This is a genomic window from Paractinoplanes durhamensis (assembly GCF_016862175.1).
Classification (GTDB): Bacteria; Actinomycetota; Actinomycetes; order Mycobacteriales; family Micromonosporaceae; genus Actinoplanes; species Actinoplanes durhamensis.
On record NZ_BOML01000002.1, the window covers coordinates 76,755 to 95,116 of the forward strand.

General features: G+C 70.8%; 15 protein-coding genes. 5 read left to right on the forward strand and 10 right to left on the reverse strand.

From position 1 onward, the window contains the following. Positions 1 to 9 precede the first annotated feature (9 nt). The 4 genes from Adu01nite_RS00510 to Adu01nite_RS00525 all read right to left on the reverse strand — a co-directional run bounded on the left by Adu01nite_RS00510 (position 10) and on the right by Adu01nite_RS00525 (position 3,818). Positions 10 to 1,713: a methyl-accepting chemotaxis protein gene (locus Adu01nite_RS00510; protein WP_239132012.1), complete on the reverse strand. Its 1,704-nt coding sequence runs from the start codon at positions 1,711 to 1,713 to the stop codon at positions 10 to 12. A 644-nt stretch (positions 1,714 to 2,357) separates the two neighbouring features. Further along, positions 2,358 to 2,924, reverse strand: coding sequence for an HhH-GPD-type base excision DNA repair protein (locus tag Adu01nite_RS00515; protein ID WP_203724178.1), 567 nt, complete (start codon positions 2,922 to 2,924; stop codon positions 2,358 to 2,360). A gap of 65 nt (positions 2,925 to 2,989) precedes the next feature. Then, entirely contained in the window at positions 2,990 to 3,154 is a 165-nt protein-coding gene (locus Adu01nite_RS00520) for a response regulator transcription factor (protein ID WP_203724179.1), read from the reverse strand. A gap of 13 nt (positions 3,155 to 3,167) precedes the next feature. Then, a complete protein-coding gene (locus Adu01nite_RS00525; RefSeq protein ID WP_203724180.1) occupies positions 3,168 to 3,818 on the reverse strand; it encodes an HAD family hydrolase in 651 nt (216 codons plus the stop codon). A 237-nt stretch (positions 3,819 to 4,055) separates the two neighbouring features. Between Adu01nite_RS00525 and Adu01nite_RS00530 the strand changes: the two genes are divergently transcribed. Further along, positions 4,056 to 4,712, forward strand: coding sequence for a phosphotransferase (locus tag Adu01nite_RS00530; RefSeq protein WP_239132013.1), 657 nt, complete (start codon positions 4,056 to 4,058; stop codon positions 4,710 to 4,712). A 102-nt stretch (positions 4,713 to 4,814) separates the two neighbouring features. Here Adu01nite_RS00530 and sigB read toward each other — a convergent pair whose 3' ends face one another. After that, the gene (gene sigB / locus Adu01nite_RS00535; RefSeq protein ID WP_275414609.1) at positions 4,815 to 5,798 is read right to left on the reverse strand and encodes an RNA polymerase sigma factor SigB; all 984 of its coding nucleotides are present in this window, start codon (positions 5,796 to 5,798) and stop codon (positions 4,815 to 4,817) included. A 244-nt stretch (positions 5,799 to 6,042) separates the two neighbouring features. Between sigB and Adu01nite_RS00540 the strand changes: the two genes are divergently transcribed. Continuing rightward, the gene (locus Adu01nite_RS00540) at positions 6,043 to 6,831 is read left to right on the forward strand and encodes a sporulation protein (RefSeq protein WP_203724182.1); all 789 of its coding nucleotides are present in this window, start codon (positions 6,043 to 6,045) and stop codon (positions 6,829 to 6,831) included. Positions 6,832 to 6,841: 10 nt separating this feature from the next. Here the strand turns inward: Adu01nite_RS00540 and dtd are convergent, their stop codons facing one another. From dtd to Adu01nite_RS00555, 3 genes are read right to left on the reverse strand one after another with little or no spacing between them, the layout of a single operon-like run. Continuing rightward, positions 6,842 to 7,264, reverse strand: coding sequence for a D-aminoacyl-tRNA deacylase (gene dtd / locus Adu01nite_RS00545; RefSeq protein ID WP_203724183.1), 423 nt, complete (start codon positions 7,262 to 7,264; stop codon positions 6,842 to 6,844). Between the two features lie 13 nt (positions 7,265 to 7,277). Then, entirely contained in the window at positions 7,278 to 9,824 is a 2,547-nt protein-coding gene (locus Adu01nite_RS00550) for a bifunctional acetate--CoA ligase family protein/GNAT family N-acetyltransferase (RefSeq protein ID WP_203724184.1), read from the reverse strand. An 11-nt stretch (positions 9,825 to 9,835) separates the two neighbouring features. Beyond that, positions 9,836 to 11,020, reverse strand: a complete 1,185-nt coding sequence (locus tag Adu01nite_RS00555; RefSeq protein WP_203724185.1) for an acetoin utilization protein AcuC — start codon at positions 11,018 to 11,020, stop codon at positions 9,836 to 9,838. A gap of 86 nt (positions 11,021 to 11,106) precedes the next feature. Between Adu01nite_RS00555 and Adu01nite_RS00560 the strand changes: the two genes are divergently transcribed. Next, positions 11,107 to 11,784: an iron-dependent transcriptional repressor DtxR gene (locus Adu01nite_RS00560; protein WP_203724186.1), complete on the forward strand. Its 678-nt coding sequence runs from the start codon at positions 11,107 to 11,109 to the stop codon at positions 11,782 to 11,784. A 12-nt stretch (positions 11,785 to 11,796) separates the two neighbouring features. Here the strand turns inward: Adu01nite_RS00560 and Adu01nite_RS00565 are convergent, their stop codons facing one another. Continuing rightward, positions 11,797 to 12,351 carry a hypothetical protein gene (locus Adu01nite_RS00565; protein WP_239132014.1) on the reverse strand — a complete coding sequence of 185 codons (555 nt, stop codon included), beginning with the start codon at positions 12,349 to 12,351 and terminating at the stop codon, positions 11,797 to 11,799. A gap of 131 nt (positions 12,352 to 12,482) precedes the next feature. On the opposite strand from Adu01nite_RS00565, the gene Adu01nite_RS00570 reads away from it, so the two are divergent. Further along, positions 12,483 to 13,838, forward strand: a complete 1,356-nt coding sequence (locus Adu01nite_RS00570; protein WP_239132015.1) for an alpha/beta fold hydrolase — start codon at positions 12,483 to 12,485, stop codon at positions 13,836 to 13,838. A 112-nt stretch (positions 13,839 to 13,950) separates the two neighbouring features. Here the strand turns inward: Adu01nite_RS00570 and Adu01nite_RS00575 are convergent, their stop codons facing one another. Beyond that, on the reverse strand, positions 13,951 to 15,108 hold the full coding sequence (locus Adu01nite_RS00575) for an MFS transporter (RefSeq protein WP_239132016.1): 1,158 nt from the start codon (positions 15,106 to 15,108) through the stop codon (positions 13,951 to 13,953). A gap of 357 nt (positions 15,109 to 15,465) precedes the next feature. On the opposite strand from Adu01nite_RS00575, the gene Adu01nite_RS00580 reads away from it, so the two are divergent. After that, positions 15,466 to 18,318 (forward strand): galactose oxidase family protein, encoded by a 2,853-nt coding sequence (locus Adu01nite_RS00580; protein WP_239132017.1) that lies wholly within the window; start codon positions 15,466 to 15,468, stop codon positions 18,316 to 18,318. Positions 18,319 to 18,362 lie beyond the last annotated feature (44 nt).

Genomic DNA, 18,362 nt, shown 5'->3' on the forward strand with positions numbered 1-18,362 from the left:
CCGCGTGCCTCAGCCGGCGATCTGGAGCTCATCGGCGAGAGCCGCGATCTCCTCGATGGCGGCGGCCAGGTCCTCGGCACCCATCGCCTGCTCGCGGGCCGCGGTGGACGCCTGACCGGCCAGCTGCTCGGCCTGGTCGGCCGAGGTGGCGATCTGCTCCAGGCCGGCCTTGACCTCGGCCAGCACCGCGGCGATCTGCTGCGCCGACGTACGCACCTCGTCGTTACCGATCCGGACCTGCCGGATGTCCCGCTCGATCTCCTCCAGCCGGGCGGTGGTGACCTTGGCCGCCTCCACCTCGGCCAGCGCCTCCCGGCTGGTCCCCTCCAGATCCCAGCGCACCTGCACGACCCGGTCCTGCACCGACTTGACCAGGTCCTTGATCCGGTCGGCGTTGTCGGCCGAGTCGCGCGCCAGGCTGCGGATGTCGGTCGACACCACCGCGAAGCCCTTGCCGAACTCGCCGGCCCGGGCCGACTCGACCGAACCGTTCACGGCCAGCATGTTCGTCTGGATCGAGAGGGTCGCGATCGCGTCCACGATCTTGTCGATCCGCCGCGAGATCTGCTCGAGCGCGGTGACCTTGCGAACGTTCTCGATGCCCTCCCGGGCGGCCCGGCCGATCGCCTCGATCATCGACCCGACCGCGGCCTTGTTGGTGACCAGCAGCGCCAGAATCTGATCGGCCCGCATCACGGCGGCACCGCCGCGCGCCTCCGACAGCTGCGCCCCCTGTTCGATCCGGGCAATCTCCTCGGCGGTCTGCAGCCCCTTCTCGGCAGCCATCCGCGCCCCGGTGTCGATCTCGTTGATCGCGGTGTCGATCTGCCCCGCCGCCCGGTTGATCTCCTCCACCGCGGCGGACAGCTCCTCGGCCGCGCCGGCCACGTCGTCGGCGTTCTCCGCGATGTCGACGCTGCCGCGCAGGCTCTCCGCGATCTCGGCGAGCAGCTCGGCGGCCAGTTCGCTCTGCCGCAACGCCTGGGTCTGCTCACTGACCGTCTGCAGCGACTGCTCGCAGGCCGCGGACTGCTGCTCGGCCGCCGCCGCGATCTCCTCGGAACGGGTCTTCGCGACGGCCGTGGACTGTTTGACCTGCTGGGCGGCCACCGCCATCTCGGCCGCGCCCTCCATGATCGAGCCCATGTCGCCCCGGATCGTCTCCAGCTGAGCGGCGATGCTCCGCCCTTTCACGACCTCGCCCCGGGCCCGCTCGGCGGACGACTGCACCCCCGTGGCGATGTCGGTGACGCCCGCCCGCACCTCGTCGATCAGGTCCCGGATCTGCCGGGCGCTGCGCTCACTGGTCTCGGCGAGCGTGCGCACCTCGTCGGCGACCACCGCGAACCCTCTGCCGTGCTGCCGCGCCCGGGCCGCCTCGATCGCCGCGTTCAGGGCGAGCAGATTCGTCTGGTCGGCGATGTGCGCAACGGTCTTGACGATCTCCCCGATCTCGTCGGCCTGCTTCTCCAACTCGGTGATGGTGCCGACGGAGGCGGTCTGCCGGTTGGCGGCGCTCTCGACGTTGGCGAGCAGCCCGTTGATGCCGCCGCGGGTCTCGTTCAGCAGGTTCTGCAGGGCCAGGCTGAGCTCGGCGACCTGCTGGGTGATCTGCTCCTGACTCTCGATCCGCTCCTCGACCTGGTTCATCGCGGCCAGACTCTGCTGGGTGGCACCGGACGCTTCCTCAGCCCCCGCGGAAATCTGCTGCATCGACTCGGTGAGCTGCCGCGAGGCCTCGGCGGCCTGCGCGTTCTGCGCGGAGATCTCGGCGGTGGCCGACGCGATCCGCTCAGCGGCTTGCTGCTGCTTGGCAACAGCCCGAGCCCGCCGCCGCCCGGCCTCGGTGTCCCCACCAGGCGAAGACCGCCCACCTTGCCCGTCCGCATCACGAGCCGACCGACCGGCGTTGCTTTCCCCACCGCGGCCAAGCCGCCCGGCGTGACCTTCCCCATCACGAGCGAGCCCTCCGGCGTGGCCCTCCCCGCCGCGAGCCGATCGGAGGGCTTGGCCTTCGCCGCCACGAGCAGGGCGGCCGGAGGCCGAACCGGCCGTCGATCGACCCGCTCGGCCATGATCGGCACGCCCGTTCGAGGAACTCGCGGTCAAGGGCATCGGGGTGATCTCCCCTTGCATCGGCGGTGCCCGACCGTGCCGCGCACGCCAGTTTCACCGGAGTCCTCGGGGAACACCGCATCCCTGGCCCAGCGTCGTGGCAGCCGCTTTGCGCCCACCCACGATCAGGTGACGCTGAACTTCCCCCGCCTACCCGCAAATCCTGGCACCGTCAGCGACGCCGCCGAGGCAAAATGCACCACCTTGAATCAGCACCACCGGCCCACACCGACGGCGGGGCGTCAGGCCTTGGCCGCGGCCTTCATCTCCTTCTTGTAGGCGCGCACCTTGCCGAGCGACTCCCCGTCGACGATGTCGGCCACCGACTTGAACGAGCCGGCCTCGCCGTAGCCGCCCGCCGCCTCCCGCCAGCCCTCCGGCTGCACCCCGTACTGCTTGCCGAGCAGAGCAACGAAGATCTGCGACTTCTGCTTACCGAACCCCGGCAGCGCCGCCACCCGCTTGAGCAGTTCCTTGCCATCCGCGGCCCCCGACCAGAGACCGACGGCCTCCCCGTCGTACTCCTCGACGAGCGCCCGGCACACCTCTTGCACCCGGGCCGCCATCGCCTTGGGGAACCGATGCAGGGCCGGCGGCGTAGCGAAGATCGCAACCAGCGCCTCCGGCTCGAACTCGGCCAACTCGACCGCGGTAGGTGCATGCCCGAGCCGCTGAGCAAGCACCCAGGGCGAGCTGAACGCCTTCTCCAGCGGGATCTGCTGATCAAGCACCATGCCGATGAGCAGCGCCAGGGGATCGGTGGAGAGCAGCTTGTTGGCCTCGGCGTCGATCGGCAGGCTGAGCGTCATGCCCCTATCTTGCCGCTAACCCATCAGCCCCGGTCCAGACGCCCACCCCCATCCGCACGGCGACATCACCGGACCCCGGTTTCGTAGACGATCATCACCAGCTGAGCCCGATCGCGAGCGCCCAGTTTGGCAAGAAGGCGCCCGACGTAGGTCTTGACCGTCGCCATGCTCAGGTGAAGCCCGGCGGCGATCTCCTCGTTCGACCGGCCGGCGGCAGACGGGCGGGCCACGGCCGGTGCGTGGTCAGGCGTTGAGGAAGTCGCGGAGCGGGTGGTCGGCCAGCGACGTCAGCCGGACGTCCGCGCCGTCCAGGGCGAGGCCGGCGGTCATCGGGTTGGGCACGGCGACGCAGTACAGGCCGGCTGATTTCGCGGCGAGCACGCCGTTCGGCGAATCCTCGACCGCCACCGCCTCGCCGGGTTGCACACCGAGTTCGGCGACGGCCAGTTCGTACAGGTCAGGGGCCGGTTTGCTGTGTTCGACCCGGTTCCGGGTGGCCAGCACCTCGAAGCGGTCGCGCAGACCGAGTGCGTCGAGGAAGCGCGACACCCAGACGATGCCCGAGCTGGAGGCCAGCCCGATCCGCACGCCGAGGTCGCGGGCTTCGTCGAGCCAGGCGACGACGCCGGCGCGCGGTTCGGCGGCCGCCATCAGCCGGTCGAAGTGGGCATGGCGGGCCGCGCGGATCGACGGCCGGTCGATCGGGTTGCCGATGAGGGTCTCAAGGTGGCGGTACGGGTCGAAGCCCGAGTCGGTGGTGCCGATCGCCTGCGCCCACACGGCCTGGTCGAGGGGCACGCCGTGGGCGGAGTACACCTCCTGCCACGAGACGAACTCGGGTGTCTCGGTGTCGAGAATCGTTCCGTCCAGGTCGAAGATGATCGCTTTCCGCACCCGGGCATCATGCCTCGACGCGTCAACGGGAGACACGGCGCCGGCGGCTCGATCGGGCCGGCGGTGGGTGTGCAGCGACGCTCGCGGCGGGCACCGATGTCGACCAGCTTCAGGACGCGAACACCACCACCGGTGACGCGACCACGGGTGCGATGGAGACGCCGGTCGACGGGTACACGAGCGACGCCAGCAGCAACGCGGTCGACTGACGGGGAGACGGACGCTACCGTCGGCCGGGTGACGGATCTGGAACTGTTCGCCGCGGGGCGCGAGGCGGATGTGTTCGCGCTGGACGGGAACCGGGTTCTGCGGCGCTACCGCACCGGGATGGACGTGGCCCGAGAGGCCGAGGTCATGGCGTATGTCGGCGGGCTCGGCTTCCCGGTGCCCGAGGTGTATGCCGCCGCAGGCACCGACCTGGTCATGGAGCGGCTGGACGGGCCGACCCTGGCGCAGGCGGCGCTCACCGGCGAGCTGTCCATTCCGGACGGCGTCGCCATCCTGGCCGACCTGCTACGCCGGCTGCACGACCTGCCACCCCGCGGCGGCACGAGCGGGGACACGATCGTTCATCTGGATCTGCATCCGGAGAACGTGCTGCTCACCCGGCGCGGGCCGGTGGTGATCGACTGGTGCAACGCCGGTGATGGGCCGGGAGACCTGGACACGGCGCTCAGCGCGCTGATTCTCGCTCAGGTGGCGATCGGGTCGATCGAGCATCCGCTGGGCACCGAGGCCGGCGCCATGGTTGACCTGTTCCTGGAGCTGGCGCCCGGGGATCCGCTCCGGCTGCTCGACGACGCGGCGGCCTTCCGGCGCCGGCAGCTCACGATGTCGCCGGACGAGCTCGCGATGATCGATGCGGCCACCGCTCGGGTGCGGACCGCGGCCTGACGCCCGCCGGCCGGCGACGGGTGGCAGGCAACGGGTGGCAGGCGCCAAAACGCCCGGCGGTAGGGGAGGTGCCGCCGGGCGGATCGGGTTGTCTGGCCGGGATCAGCCGGCGTAGGCCTCCAGGCGGGAGGCGCGCTCCGGGTCGCGGAGCTTCAGCATGGTTACCTTTTCGATCTGGCGGATGCGCTCGCGGCTCAGGCCGAACTCGCGGCCCACCTCGTCGAGGGTGCGCTGGCGGCCGTCGTCGAGGCCGAAGCGCAGGCGGATGACCGCCGACTCGCGCTCGGACAGGGTGGCGAGGACGATTTCCACCTCGTTGCGAAGTTCGCCCTGGCCGACCGTGGTGGCCGGGTTGTTGGCGTCGACCGCGGCGACGAAGTCACCGAGGGCGCTCTCGCCGTCCTCGCCGACGGCCTGGTCGAGGCTGACCGGCTCGCGGTCGTAGGAGATCAGCTCGATCACCTGGAACTCGGGGACGGCCATCGCCGTGGCGATCTCGGCGATGCTCGGCTCGCGGCCGAGGGTGGCGGCGAGGTCGCGGCGGGCCCGGACCATGCGGTTGACCTGCTCGACCATGTGGACCGGGATGCGGATCGTGCGGGCCTGGTCGGCCATCGCCCGGGTGATCGCCTGCCGGATCCACCAGGTGGCGTACGTGGAGAACTTGTAGCCCTTGGTGTAGTCGAACTTCTCGACCGCCCGGATCAGGCCCAGGTTGCCCTCCTGGATGAGGTCGAGGAAGGCCATGCCACGACCCGTGTACCGCTTGGCGATGCTGACCACCAGGCGGAGGTTGGCCTCGAGCAGGTGGTTCTTGGCGGCCTTGCCCTCGGCGATGATGACGCGGAGGAGCGGTGTGAGGTCGTCGCCGGCACCGGCCAGCTTCTCCTCGGCGTACAGGCCGGCTTCGATGCGCTTGGAGAGTTCGACCTCCTCGACGGCGGTCAGCAGGCGAGTGCGACCGATGCCGTTGAGGTAGGCGCGGACCAGATCCGCGGAGACGCCACGCTCGTCCGTCGCGTCCAGGTCGGTCAGGAGCTCGACACCGTCCGTCATGCTGTTGGTGTCATCCGCCGTCTTCATCATCTGCAGGACCACCTTTCAGTCCCCTCCCCGCTGGTAACCGTCGTATGCGTCCCAGCCGCATTCGTTCCGGTGATCGATAGCTTGGCCCGGGACGCGTTAAGCGGAGGTGAGGCAAGCGTCCAGGTGGCATGAATCAGGGAGAACCCTGAGGTCGCCAAGCCGACACGTGGGCGGAATGCCGGTTCTGGGGTGTTGTCGAGCGCCGATAGTGTTTCTGAAACGCTCCTTAGGAGGATTCGGTTCGATGGTCTTCAAGCGAATGATGCAGGCGCTCGGTGTGGGCGGCCCGTCGGTGGAGACGGTGCTGACCAACCCCAACTGCCGGCCCGGCGGCTTCCTGGAGGGGCAGGTGCACGTCCAGGGCGGCGACCACGCGGTCGATGTCGAGTACCTGGCGGTCGGCCTGATGACCCGGGTCGAGGTGGAGAGCGGCGACAGCGAGTACAACACCGACCAGGAGTTCCACCGGCAGCGGCTGACCGGTTCGTTCCGGTTGGAGCCGAACGCCCGGCATGACGTGCCGTTCCGGTTCGACGTGCCGTGGGAGACGCCGATCACCGAGGTGTACGGGCAGCATCTGCACGGCATGACGATGGGCCTGTCCACGGAGCTCGAGGTGGCCCGGGCGGTGGACAAATCAGATCTGGACGCGGTGGCGGTGCATCCGCTGCCGGCCCAGGAGCGCCTGCTCGACGCGCTGCTCCGGCTGGGCTTCCGGTTCAGCCGGGCGGATGTCGAGCGCGGCCGGGTGTACGGGGTGGATCAGCAGCTGCCGTTCTACCAGGAGATCGAGTTCCACCCGCCGTCGGCGTACGCGAGCGGGATCAACCAGCTGGAGCTGACGTTCATCGCGACGCCGCAGCGCCTGCAGGTCGTCCTGGAGATCGACAAGCGGGGCGGGTTCCTCAGCGAGGGGCACGACGCGTTCGGCCGGTTCGACGTCGACTACGCGACCGTCGACCAGGTCGACTGGGCCGGCCAGCTGGACAACTGGCTGCGGCAGTCGGCCCAGCGCCGCGGCCTGTTCTTCTGACGCGACGAACCTAGAGCTCCAGCAGGAGCGTGCGCGGCCCGACGTTCACGCTGGAGACCAGCATGTGGGCCTGGAAGCGCCCGGTCTCGACCGTGGCGCCCCGGGCCCGCAGTGCCTCCACGAACGCCGTCACCAGCGGTTCGGCGACGGGGGCGGGGGCGGCGGCACTCCACGTCGGGCGGCGGCCCTTGCGGCCGTCGCCGTAGAGGGTGAACTGGCTGACCACGAGCAGCGGCGCGCCGATGTCGGAGGCGGACTTCTCGTCGTCGAGGATGCGCAGGTCGTACGTCTTGCGGGCCAGCTCGGACGCCGTGGCGGCGGTGTCGTCGTGGGTGACGCCGAGCAGGACCAGCAGCCCGTCCTCGATCTTGCCGACCACCTCGTCGTCGACGGTCACACTCGCCTGGCTCACGGTCTGCACCAATGCACGCACGGAAAAGACCTTCTCACGGGTTGCGCAGGCGGCGCGGGCCGGTGTCCGGCCGGGACGCGGGCAGGCCGATCTCGGTGGCGGCGTGCAGCACGGAGATGCCGTCCGGCCGGGCGAGGACCGGGTTGAGCATGAGCGAGCGTAGCCGCGGATGGTCGTCGGCGAGCCGCCCGACCCGCAGGAGCAGGTCGATGAGGGCGTCCCGGTCGACCGGTGCCGACCCGCGGTAGCCGTGCAGCAGCGGCGCCGCCCGCGGCTCGTCGACCAGGGCTTCGGCGGCCCGGTCGGTGAGCGGCGCGGCCCGCCAGGCCAGGTCGCCGAGCAACTCGCTGGCCACCCCGCCGAGCCCGAACCCGACGACCGGACCGAACGCGGGATCGTCGATGACCTCGACGGTGCAGGCCACCCCGGGGGCCACCATGCTCTGCACGAGAACGTCCCGCCCGAAATTTCGGGACAAATCATCGTAAGCGGCACGAACGTCGTCGGAGTCAGCCAACGCGAGCCGGACGGCCCCGAGGTCGATGCGATGCCGCAAAGCTCCGCCGGCGGCCTTGAGCGCCACCGGATACCCGAGCGAGCCCGCGGCCGAGAGAGCCGCGGAAAGCGAGCTGCACAGCGTGGACGGCTCGACCGCGATCCCATAGGCCGCGAGCAGCGAGGACGGTGGCCCGGAGAGATCGGCGGCGGACGGATCCACGTCGGACAAAAGCGGAATAACACCCGGCGGGCGCCGCAACCAGTCCGCATAGGTGGCGACCCGCCCGAGAGCCCGGACGGCTTCCTCCACCGACGGATACGACGGCACCCGGGACGACAGGTTGCCCAGCAGGAAGGTGGCCACGGTCGGCTTCTCCCCCGCCAGCGCGACGCTGGCCAGGGCGGCCGCGAAGTCCGCGTCCTCGTCCGGGAGCTGGCCCGGCAGCGGCGGCGCGAAGACCACCACGAGCGCGTCGGCCCGGTCGTCGACGGCGGCGTCGGCCAGCGCGTCGGCGAAGTCGTGCGCCCCCGCCTCGGGGCTGATGTCGTGCGGGTAGCCGTCCGCCACGGTCAGCCCGTTGCCGCGGCAGGCGGTGACGGCCAGCTGGGACAGCGCCGACGAGTTCCCGACCACGGCGACCCGCCGCCCGGACGGCAGCGGCTGATGCGCGAGCAGCAGCCCGACGTCGAACATCTCCTGCACGGTGTCGACCCGGATGACGCCGGAGCGGGCGAACAGGGCGGTGACCGCGTGCGCGTCCGGCCCGGGCAGGCCGCCGGAGAGGCCGGGCGGCCGGGTGGCCGACGCGACCGCGACCACCGGCTTGACCCGGGACATCCGCCGGGCGAGCCGGGCGAACTTCCGGGCGTTGCCGAAGGTCTCCAGGTAGAGCAGCACGACGTCGGTGCCCGGGTCGTCCCGCCAATACTGCAGAAGGTCGTTGCCGGAGACGTCGGCCCGGTTGCCGGCCGACACGAAGCTGGACAGCCCGAGGCCACGCCGGTCGGCCTCGGCCAGGAGGGCGACCCCGAGCGCCCCGCTCTGACTGAAGAACCCGACACGGCCGGCCGCCGGGAGTCGGGGCGCGAGCGTCGCGTTGAGGCGTACACCCGGCTCGGTGTTGGCAATCCCCATGCTGTTGGGCCCCACCACGCGCAACCCCGCGGCATGCGCGCTCTCCACCAGTCGCCGCTGGGCGGCGGCGCCCGCCTCACCGGCCTCGGCGAAGCCGGCCGAAACCACCACCACCCCACCGGCGCCGCTGGCGGCGGCGTCCGCCACCGCGACCGGCACGCTGCGCGGCGGCACCGCGATCAGCGCGAGATCGACGTCGACCCCGGCGTCCGCCGCCGATTTGTAGGCCGGCAGGCCGGCCACCCGCTTGGCCCGCGGGTTGACCGCGATGATCGTCCCGGTGTAGCCGCCGTCGCGCAGGTGGCCGAGCATGGCCGCGCCGATGCCCTGACCGCTGGCGCTGGCGCCGTAGACCGCCACCGCGCGCGGGGCGAGCAGCCGCGCGATCGACCGCGCCTCGGTGCGGTGCTCGCGGAACTCCTGCACCTCGCGGGACTTCTCGGTGGGCGCGATCGGGAATTCGAGGTGCACCACCCCGTCGGCGTATTTGCGCTGCACCTGGTAGCCGAAGTCGCTGAAGACGCGGAGCATGCCGCCGTTCTCCGGCAACACCTCGGCGACGAAGCGGGTGATCCCGTTCTCCTGGGCGGCGGAGGCGAGGTGTTCGAGCAGCACCGACCCGATGCCGCGGCCCTGGTGGGCGTCCTCGACCACGAACGCGACCTCGGCCTCGGGCGCGTCGGCGCCGAGCCGTTCGTAGCGGCCGACCGCGGTGATCTGCGCGCCGCTGACGATGACGAACGCCTCGCGGTCCTGGTGGTCGACGTTGACGAAGCGCTTCAGATCGCGTTCCGGAATCCGCGGATAGGGCGAGAAGTAGCGCAGGTAGCGGGTGCGGTCGCTCATCCGGGAGTGGAAATCCACGATGGCCGGTGCGTCCTGGGGACGGATCTGCCGCAGGTGGACGGCGGTGCCGTCGGAGAGCAGTACGTCCGCGTTCTTCTCCATGTCGCGCTCCGTCAGTCGCGGGGGTCATGGGGGTCGAGGCCGTGCAGCGGGAAGACCGCCGTCCGGGTGGCGAGGATGGCCCGGTCGACGGCGTCGGGGGTGGTGCCGGGCTCCCAGGTCTGGGCCTCGGGCTCGGTGCCGTCGGTCATCGTGGCCGGCACGACACCGCGCGGGCAGCGTTCGGCGGCGAGCTTGCGCCAGGCGGCCGGGGTCGCGACGGCCGGGTCGAGCGGATCGCCGGTGGCGACCGCGAGCAAGTGCGTCCAGGCCCGCGGCACCACCTCGACCAGCGCGTATCCGCCGCCGCCGAAAGTGACCCAGCGCCCGTCGCAGAGTTCGTCGGCCAGGTCGCGCATGGCCAGGTAGGTGGCGCGCTGGCCGTCGACGGTCAGGCGCAGGTCGGCGAGCGGGTCGAGGCGATGGGCGTCGGCGCCGCACTGACTGAAGATGATCTCCGGGGCGTAGGCGCGGAGCACCGACGGGACGATGGCGTGGAAGGCGCGCAGCCAGGCCGCGTCGCCGGTGCCGGGCGGAAGTGCCACGTTGACCGCGGTGCCGGCCGCATCCGGGCCGCCGGTCTCGTCGGCGAAGCCGGTGCCGGGGAAGAGCGCGAGCGGCGTCTCGTGCAGGCTGATCGTGAGCACCCGCGGGTCGTTGTAGAAGGCGGCCTGGACGCCGTCGCCGTGGTGCACGTCGACATCCACATAGGCCACCCGCTGGGCGCCCTGGTCGAGGAGCCGGGCGATGGCGACGGCGGGGTCGTTGTAGACGCAGAATCCGGCCGCCCGGGACGCCATCGCGTGGTGCAGGCCGCCGGACACGTTGACCGCTCGCAACGCCGTACCGTGCCAGACGGCCTCGGCCGCCGCGATGCTGGCGCCGCAGATCTTGGCCGATGCCTCGTGCATTCCGTCGAAGACGGGATTGTCGTCCGTGTTCAGACCCCAGCCGCGGAAGAACGGGTCGGCGGGGGCGAGCCGGACGGCGTCGAGGTAGTCCTGATGGTGGACACGGAGCAGATCCGCCTCGCCCGCCGGTCGAGGTGTGATCATTTGCACCCCGGGCCGGTCCAGGATGCCGAGCTCACGGGCCAATGCCATGGTCAGCTCGACCCGCACCGGGTTGAGCGGGTGGTCACCCATGTCGTAGTCGAGCAGGGCCCGATCCCACACCACGGCAGTCGTCCGGTCAGCCATGCCCGTCATGCTCCCACGGTGCGTGCGGAGGCACCGCTGTCAAGCCCTGGTAACGAGGTAATATCGCTGCTTGGGAGGGCCGCACCTTGAATGATCTTGTCGACACTACGGAGATGTATCTCCGCACCATCCTCGAGCTCGAGGAGGAGGGTGTCCCGCCGCTGCGTGCTCGGATCGCCGAGCGCCTGCACCAGAGCGGTCCTACGGTCAGCCAGACGGTCGCGCGCATGGAGCGCGACGGGCTGCTCACCGTCGAGGGCGATCGTCACCTCGTTCTCACCGCGGCCGGCCGGGTGGCCGCCGTGGCCGTCATGCGTAAGCACCGGCTCGCCGAGCTGCTGCTGGTCAATGTCATCGGGATGCCTTACGAGGAGGCGCACGAGGAAGCCTGCCGGTGGGAGCACGTGATGAGCGACTCGGTCGAGCGCAAGGTCTACGAGCTGCTCAACCGGCCGACCCGCTCGCCGTACGGTAATCCGATTCCCGGTCTTGACAAGCTGGGCGGGGGCGAGGAGTCGCTGAGCAGCACGGGCGAGCGCAACCTGGCCTTCCCGGGCCTGACCGGCAGCGTCGTGGTCAGCCGCATCTGCGAGAGCGTGCAGACCAACGCCGACGTGCTGCGCCAGCTGCACGCGGCCGGCATCGACCCGGGCACGACGGTGACCGTGGCGCAGGAGCGCGACGCGGTGACCATAGACCGCTCGGGTGACAAGATCCGCCTGCCACGCGAGGTGGCTTCCCGGGTCTTCGTCGCAGCGCACTGAAAGCACCAAGGCTCAGCCTGCGGTCGTGTCCATCGCTTTGGCGAGGTCGAGCAGTTTGGCGTTCATGGCGGTCACGTCGGCGGCCTTGGCCGTCTTGGCGAACGTGTAACGCAACGTCTGCAACTGCTTGGCCTCGCTCAGCCAGCCGATCTCGATGACCGGCCCGTGCGCACCGCCGGCGGCCGTGTTGAGCCGATAACCGGCCTTACCGAGCCCCTTGAGCGTGGTCGACTTGTCCGGTTTGAGGTCGGAGTTGAACAGCTTCGCGTCGGCCTGGGTGCTCTCCACGACGCTCAACGCGAGGTCGGGGTAGTCGTTGGCGACGGTCTGCACGACGCAGGTGGACGTGTCGTCGACCTGGTCGGACGCGGCCACCTCGAACTTGATCCCGATCTTGGATTTGATGAAGTCGTAATCCCAGAGGATGCAGGCGCCCCCGGCCGAGGCGGCCGGCTGCTCGACGAAATCCACCGGCCCCAATGCCTCATCGGCCGATTTGTCCTTTTTGTCACAGCCGCCGAGGGCAAGAAGCGCAACGGCGCCGAGCACGACAAAACGTGAACGCACGTCACCCTCCCGAGAGTTTTCGGGGAGAACCGTACTTTGCCCGGCCATGACACGAAAGGCCGCGACAGGCACCATTCGGGCACGCACCGTGACTTGACACGTGGCGTCAAGTAGCACGAGGATCAACGCCCGTGGACCTTGTCGAGCAGATCGTGCGCCTTCTCGACGTACGCCTGCTCGACCCGCTCGAGGTGTTGCTCGAGGGCGACGACGCGGTCGATGCCCTGCGGCACATCGTCGCGCTGCGCGCCCGCCGCTGGGCCGGCACCCTGCGGGACGGCACCGACCGGGAGGCCACCCTCGCGGCCGCCCGCCTGATCGCCACGCTCTACCCGAGCGACCGCGCCTTCGACCCGCCGCCGGAGTGGTGGGCCACCCCGCTCGGCCAGGTCATCGCCGCCCGGGCCGGGCACCCGTGGGCCGATTCGGTCTCCTATGCCACCGCCGGCGCCATGCTCGGCATCACCCGCCAGGGCGTTCACGACCTGGTGCGGCGCGGCCGCCTGCCCCGCCACCCCGACGGCGGCGTGCCGTCGGCTGCCATCCGCGACCGCCTGCGTGCCCGCGATTCCCGAGGAGAACCCGTGATCAACGATCGACTTGTCGATGCCGGAGAGCTGCCGATCGCGATCCGCGACTTCGGCGGCGACCAGCCGCCGCTGCTGCTCCTGCACGGCGCCGGCGGCAACCTCGCCCAGCTCACCACGCTCGCCCGCGCGCTGCGCCCGCACCACCGGGTGATCACCATGGATCTGCGCGGGCACGGCCGCTCCGGCGACGGGACGTGGACGTGGGACGCGGCGCTGGGCGACTTGGCCGCGGTGTGCGTGCAGATGGAGCTGGACCGGCCGGCGGTGGTGGGTCACTCGCTGGGCGGCATGCTGGCGGCCCTGTGGGGGCAGCGGCATCCCGAAACTCCCGGTGTGGTCAGCCTCGACGGCAACCCGCCGCCGACCCGGCCCGAGCACCTGCCTGGCCTCGACCCGCAGAAGGCGGCAGTCGAGCTGGCCCGCCTGCACGAGATCTTCGACCGGATGGAGGCTCTCGGCGGCCGCGTCATCCCCGCCGATCAGCTGCCCGACCTGGTGGAACGCCAGCAGGCGGCGGCCCGCGACATGGGCGCGAACGAGAAGGTGTGGATCGAGGGCTTCCGCCGCAACCTGGTGCACGAGAACGGCGAAACTTCCACCCGGCCGTCCGCCGCGACCACGTCCCAGCTGCGCACGCTGATGAACGACCTGGACCTGGGCCCGGTCTACGCCGCCACCACCTGCCCCGAGCTGCTGGTGCTGCCGACCCGCGACCTGCCCGAGCAGGAGCCGTTCGCCGACCTCTACGCCGCGCACCGCCGCTACGTGGTCGAGCAGGCCAAGTTCGCCGGCCACCCGCGGTACATCTCGCTCGCCGACACCTCGCACGCCATGGTGATCGAGCAGCCGACCGTCCTCGCCGACCTGATCACCGACTTCCTCAGTTCCAACCGCTGAAAAACCTACAACCTTTTTGGGTACGACGTTGTCCCGGAACCCGCCGCGCAGTGTGCGCTCACTGCCACGAAAGGCCGTGCGCCCGCTGCGGCCAGGCGGCCCCGAGCGCCCGCTACGCGGGCTTGAGCGGCCTCGCCGCGCCCGAGGCGAACAGGCCGATGGCCAGCGCGACCAGGGCGCAGAGGATGGCGTTGAGGACGCCGAGGTGCTGGGCCAGCAGGCCGATCAGCGGCGGGCCGGCCAGGAACGCGCCGTAGCCGATCGAACCCGCCACCGAGACCCGGATCGCCGCCCGCGCCGGGTCGTCGGCGGCCGCGCTCATCCCCACCGGGAAGCCCAGCGATGATCCGGCTCCCCAGAGCAGGCCGCCGAGCAGGGCAACCGGCACGCCGAGGCCGGAGACCACCAGCAGCAGCCCGGTGATGCCGGCCGCGACGGTGCCACGCAGCACGGCCACCCGGCCCCAGCGTTCGATCGCGTAGCCGCCGAACAGCCGGGACAGGGTCATCGCGACGACGAACGACCCGTACCCGACGGCGCCGATCGTCTCGCTCGCGCCGTAGCCGTCGACCAGGCTGATCGCGAGCCAGTCGTTGGCGGTGCCCTCGGCGAACCCGAAGCCCAGCATGATCAGGCCGATGAGGACGGTGCGGGGTTCGCGCCAGGCCTGGCCGACGCTCATCGCGGGCCGGTGGCCGGGTGGGATCGGATGATGCGGGAGGAACATCCGTACCGTCGGAAAAGTCACCGAAGCCGCCAGCGCCGCGGTGAGATAGAGCTGCGCCCAGATCGGCAGGCCGCAGGCCGCCGCCAGGGCGCTCGCGCCGGCGCCGAGCACCGTGCCCAGGCTGAACCCGGCGTGGAAGCGCGGCATGATCGTGCGGCCGAGGCGGCGTTCGACGTCGGCGCCCTCGACGTTCATGGCGACGTCCCAGGCGCTGTTGCCCGCGCCGACCAGCACCAGCCCGGCCGCCGCGACCGGGACCGAGCCGGTGAGCGTGCCGGTGCCGAGGCCGGCCAGGCCGATGACCATCGACGTGCTGCCGAGCAGGATCGCCCGGGCCGGCCCGAAGCGCTGGACGAGCGGACCGGCGAGCGGGATCGACGCGATCGCGGCGGCCGAGATGCACAGCAGCAGCAGGCCGAAGCCGGCGGCGGAGAGATGCAGATCGGCGCGGACCGCGGGGGCGCGGGCCAGCCAGCCCGCGTAGGCGAGGCCGTTGGTCGCGAAAGTGGCGGCGACCGCGACCTTCGACCGCTCGATGGTCACGACGCCCAAACTTACTCGTTAAAGCGGGATCGCTGCGCGTGCGGGTGAATGTAGTCAGAAAAGACACAGCGAATTCAGAGAACGCCCGTCCGGGGCTCTACCAGGAAGAATGCTGCCAACGATCACAAATCTCCGCGGTTTTATGCCCCAATTCAACCGTTTCGTGGGTGGGTTGGCGCGGCACTATACCGCCCCTATATTGGGCTGTCATTTGGCCTTTCGTGGGAGTTACCGAGCGCCCTCGCCACGATTATCTGCCGCGTGAGGAAGAGTGCTGGGGGGAAAATGCGAGTGCGAGGCCGGATATGGTCCCGAGCGGCGGCGACCGCGGTGTTGTGCCTGGTGGCAGGCACCGCCGTGGTGCTACACGAACAGGAACGGAGTGAATCGGCTCCGCCGGTCGCCGACGAGCACGCCCGGCATGTGATGCCGCGCGCCATCCCGGTCGCGGTGACGACCGGCGCGCCGCTGCCGAAGATCGGCTGGACGGCCACCGCCGACACCGCCGCCTCCGGGTTCGCGGCCGGCAGTGCGATCGACGACCAGACGGCCACGGCGTGGAAGAGCACCACCACCGCCATGCCGCACCAGATCACCATCGACACCAAGAACCGGGTGGCGATCAGCGGCCTCACCTACCTGCCGATGTCCGGCGCCAACGGCCGGATCGGGCAGTACCGGGTGCAGGTCAGCGACAACGGGACGACCTGGAGCGGGAACATCGCCACCGGCACCTTCGCCGACAACGCCACCGCCAAGACGGTCACGATCAACACGGTGATCACCCGCTACGTACGGCTCACCGCGGTCACCGAGGCCGGCAACCGGGTCAGCTACGCGGCCGCCGCCGAGATCAACCTGCTCGGCGGCACCGACCCGGTGCTGCCCCGCACCGGCTGGACGGTCGCCGCGGACAGCCAGGAGACCGCCGGCGAGGACGGCAAGGCCGCCAACGCGATCGACGGCAACACCAGCACGCTCTGGCACACCCAGTGGCAGGACGCGTCGCCGGATCTGCCGCACACGTTCACCATCGACATGCACGCGGTGAACCTGGTCTCCGGCCTTGGCTACCTGGGCCGGCAGGACGGTGCGCAGTTCGGCAACATCGGCCAGTACCGGATCGAGACCAGCATGGACGGCACCAACTGGTCGCCGAACGTGGTCACCGGCTCGTTCTCCGACATCGCCACCGCGCAGACCAAGACGTTCGCGTCGGCACTGGCCCGCTACGTCCGCCTCACCGCGGTCACCGAAGCCGGCCGGCGCGGCCCGTGGACCTCGGCCGCCGAGATCAACCTGCTCGGCCGCGGTGACCCGCGGCTAACCCGGACCGGCTGGACCGCGACCGCCGACTCGCAGGAGACGCTCGGCGAGGACGGCAAGGCGGCCAACGCGCTGGACGGCAACAACGCCACCATCTGGCACACCGCGTGGAGCGCCGAGTCGGTGCCCGGCTTCCCGCACACCTACACGATCGACATGAAGACCAGCCAGCTCGTCGGCGGCCTCGCCTACCAGCCCCGGCAGGACTCGTCGTTCAACGGCGGGATCGGCACCTACTCGATCCAGACGTCGGCCAACAACACGACCTGGACCGACCAGATCACCGACGAGAAGTTCGCCCCCGAGACCGCCGCCCAGCAGACCGTGCTGTTCCCGCCGGTGACCGCCCGCTACCTGCGGATCATCGCGAAGAGCAGCGAGAGCGGCGAGCAGGGGCCGTGGACGACGGCCGCCGAGTTCTACCCGCTCGGCGCGAGCGGCGCGGTCGTGCCCAACCGTGGCACGTGGAGCGCGCCGGTCGGCTTCCCGCTGGTGCCGGTGGCCGCGGCCGTCCTGCCCAACGGCAAGATCCTCACGTGGTCGGCGTCCTTCGACAACGACTACGTCGGCGGCACCGGCCGCACCCTGACCGCCACCTACGACCCGGCGACCGGCGTGGTCACCCAGCGCGAGGTCGCCGAGACCGGGCACGACATGTTCTGCCCCGGCATCTCGGTGCTGCCGGACGGCCGGATCCTGGTCACCGGCGGCAACGACGCGGCGCTGACCAGCATCTACGACCCGGCCACCGACTCGTGGACGAACGGGCCGGACATGACCACCGCCCGCGGCTACCAGTCGAGCGCGACGCTCAGCGACGGCCGGGTGTTCACCATCGGCGGTTCGTGGAGCGGCGGCGTCGGCAACTACGACGTGGGCCGCAAGAACGGTGAGGTCTGGTCGGCCACGACCGGCTGGACTGCGTTGCCCGGCGCGGACGTCGTGCCGATGCTGACCGCCGACCCGGGCGGCAACGGCGACTACCGCAAGGACAACCACGCGTGGCTGATCGCGTGGAGCGGCAACAAGGTCCTGCAGGCCGGGCCGAGCAAGAAGATGAACTGGTACACGATCAGTGGCCAGGGCTCGGTGGCGTCGGCCGGCACCCGCGGCGACGACGGTGACGCGATGAACGGCAACGCGATCATGTACGACACCGGCAAGATCCTCACGGTCGGCGGGGCGCCCGCCTACCAGGACTCGAACGCCACCGCCAACGCCTACGTGCTCACCATCAGCGGCACCACGGTGACCACCCGGAAGGTCGCCTCGATGGCGAACACCCGGGCGTTCCACAACAGCGTGGTGCTGCCGGACGGCAAGGTGCTGGTGGTCGGCGGCGAGAACTACGCGGTGCCGTTCTCGGACAACACCGCGGTGCTCAACGCCGAGCTGTGGGATCCGGCGACCGAGACGTTCACGACGATGGCCACCCAGGCGGTGCCGCGGACCTACCACAGCATCGCCCTGCTGCTCCCGGACGGCCGGGTGCTCAGTGCGGGTGGCGGTCTCTGCAGCGAGTACTGCGACACCAACCACTTCGACGGTCAGATCTTCACCCCGCCGTACCTGTTGACCGCCGAGGGCAAGCCGGCCGCCCGGCCGACGATCACCACCGCCCCGGCCACCGCGGCCAACGGCGCGACGATCAACGTCAAGACCGGGGCGGCGGTCAGCGCCTTCTCGATCATCCGGATGGGCACGGCCACCCACAGCGTCGACACCGACCAGCGGCGTCTGTCGCTGACCCCGACGGCGGCGAGCGGCGGCTACAACCTGACCATCCCGTCCGACAAGGGCATCGCGATCCCCGGCTACTGGATGCTGTTCGCCCTGGACGCCAAGGGCGTCCCGAGCGTCGCGAAGATCATCAAGATCGGCTGATCCGCCGACAGGCCCACAGGGGCGCCGGTCTCCGGACCGGCGCC